The 2519-nt window shown below is 48.3% G+C and carries 1 rRNA gene; it reads right to left on the bottom strand.

The features are described from left to right. Window positions 1–2405: ribosomal RNA gene (locus NWF04_10800) — 23S ribosomal RNA — on the bottom strand; the annotation flags it as partial. Window positions 2406–2519 lie beyond the last annotated feature (114 nt).

Genomic DNA, 2519 nt, shown 5'->3' with positions numbered 1-2519 from the left:
GGAATTTCGCTACCTTAGGACCGTTATAGTTACGGCCGCCGTTTACTGGGGCTTCGGTTCTCTGCTTCGCTTGCGCTTACACTTCCCCTTAACCTTCCAGCACCGGGCAGGCGTCAGCCCTTATACGTCATCTCTCGATTTCGCAAGGACCTGTGTTTTTGCTAAACAGTCGCCTGGACCTATTCTCTGCGACTCTCTCACGCTCTGTTTGTTTAAACTTCACGCTACCAGAGCACCCCTTCTCCCTAAGTTACGGGGTCATTTTGCCGAGTTCCTTAACAAGAGTTCTCTCGCGCGCCTTAGGATTCTCACCCCACCTACCTGTGTCGGTTTGCGGTACGGGCACCCTGTTCACTCACTAGAGGCTTTTCTTGGCAGTGTGGGATCAGCGACTTCGGTACTTTTTTTCCCTCGCATTCGCTTCTCGGGCTTTTCGTTAGACGGTTTTCCCTGCCTAACACCCTACCTGCTTAGACGCACTACCAACTGTGCGCTCTGCCTACCCTCCTGCGTCACCCCTTCGCTCCTATCGCGAACTTGGTGGTATCGGAATTTCCACCGATTTTCCATCGACTACGCCTTTCGGCCTCGCCTTAGGTCCCGACTTACCCTGGGCGGACGAGCCTTCCCCAGGAATCCTTAGGTTTTCGGCGGGCAGGATTCTCACCTGCCTTTTCGCTTACTTATACCGGCATTCTCACTTCTTAGCACTCCACTACTCCTTCCGGTATAGCTTCTCTGCACTAAGAACGCTCCCCTACCCTACTCGAAGTTCGTCGTTCGAAATTAGACGTTCGATTTCTCCTGATTTGATTTCATGAACTTATTTATTTGTCTTCCTAAGTGATCATATTTTTCTATTACTTCTTCATGTAATTCTGCAGTAATATAGCCTAAGTCTTTTGTCATGTTTAATAATACTGTTACTTCGTTACATGAGCCTAACGCTGTCACTAGGAATTGTGTGAATTGTTTACTATAAGCCTTTCTGCCGTATCCTTCTGCAATATTTAATGCTATTGATACTGCAGCTCTTCGCAATTGGCTTCCTAGTTCATATCTTTCAAATTCAGGAAACTCTTGGGTTATTTTATGAGTTCTTAATGCAAGCTCATATGATTTTTGGTAGATAATCATATCTTTATAGCTTTTTACCAAAAATATCACCCTTTCGAATCTCTAAACTCGAACCGCGAACTTCGAGCAGCCGTAGCTTCGGTGTCGGATTTGAGCCCCGTTACATTTTCGGCGCAGAACCCCTGGACCAGTGAGCTATTACGCACTCTTTAAATGGTGGCTGCTTCTAAGCCAACATCCTGGTTGTCTCTGCGATTCCACATCCTTTTCCACTTAATCCGTACTTTGGGACCTTAGCTGTCGGTCTGGGCTGTTTCCCTCTCGACTATGAAGCTTATCCCCCACAGTCTGACTCCTAATTACTAATTTACGGCATTCGGAGTTTGATAAGGTTCGGTAACCGGTGAAGGCCCCTAGCCTATTCAGTGCTCTACCTCCGTAAATCTTCTATTAAGGCTAGCCCTAAAGCTATTTCGGGGAGAACCAGCTATCTCCGGGTTCGATTGGCATTTCACCCCTACCCACACCTCATCCAATAACTTTTCAACGTTACCTGGTTCGGGCCTCCACGTTATTTTACTAACGCTTCACCCTGGACATGGGTAGATCACCCGGTTTCGGGTCTACGTCAACAAACTTCCCGCCCTCTTAAGACTCGCTTTCGCTTCGGCTCCGGATTCTCTCCTTAACCTTGCTTGCTAACGTAACTCGCCGGTCCGTTCTACAAAAAGTACGCCACTACGCATGTATAGCGCTGTGACTGTTTGTAAGCATACGGTTTCAGGTTCTCTTTCACTCCCCTCCCGGGGTGCTTTTCACCTTTCCCTCACGGTACTTGTTCACTATCGGTCGCCAAGGAGTATTTAGCCTTGGGGGGTGGTCCCCCCGGATTCCCACGAGATTTCACGTGCCTCGTGGTACTCGGGATTCTTGCCTGCTCTCGTTCCTTTTCGCCTACAGGACTTTTACCTCCTATGGTTGGCCTTTCCAGACCTATTCGGCTAAGAAATTTAAGCTTTCTGCAAGTCCCTCAACCCCAGCACCTTAGTGCTGGTTTGGGCTCTTCCCTTTTCGCTCGCCGCTACTGGGGGAATCGAGGTTTCTTTCTTTTCCTCCGGGTACTGAGATGTTTCAGTTCCCCGGGTTGCCTTCCATTATCTATGGATTCAATAATGGATTACCGGATATTACTCCGGTTGGGTTGCCCCATTCGGATATCCACGGGTCGAAGCCTGCTTGCGGCTCTCCGTGGCTTTTCGCAGCTTACCACGTCCTTCTTCGGCTCTTGGCGCCTAGGCATCCACCGTATGCCCTTGCTAACTTGACCTTTAGTCTAGTTCATAGTTCATAGTTCCTAGTTTTGGAGCTAGCATCTATGTTCTATAAACTTTTTCTCTCGGCATCTGTAGTGTAACTATCTCTAGTTACTTACCTTTGCTTTT

The organism is Candidatus Bathyarchaeota archaeon, assembly GCA_026014465.1.
Classification (GTDB): Archaea; Thermoproteota; Bathyarchaeia; order Bathyarchaeales; family Bathycorpusculaceae; genus JADGNF01.
The sequence above is the reverse complement of the archived record's forward strand: the minus strand, read 5'-3'. Positions and strand labels throughout refer to the sequence as shown.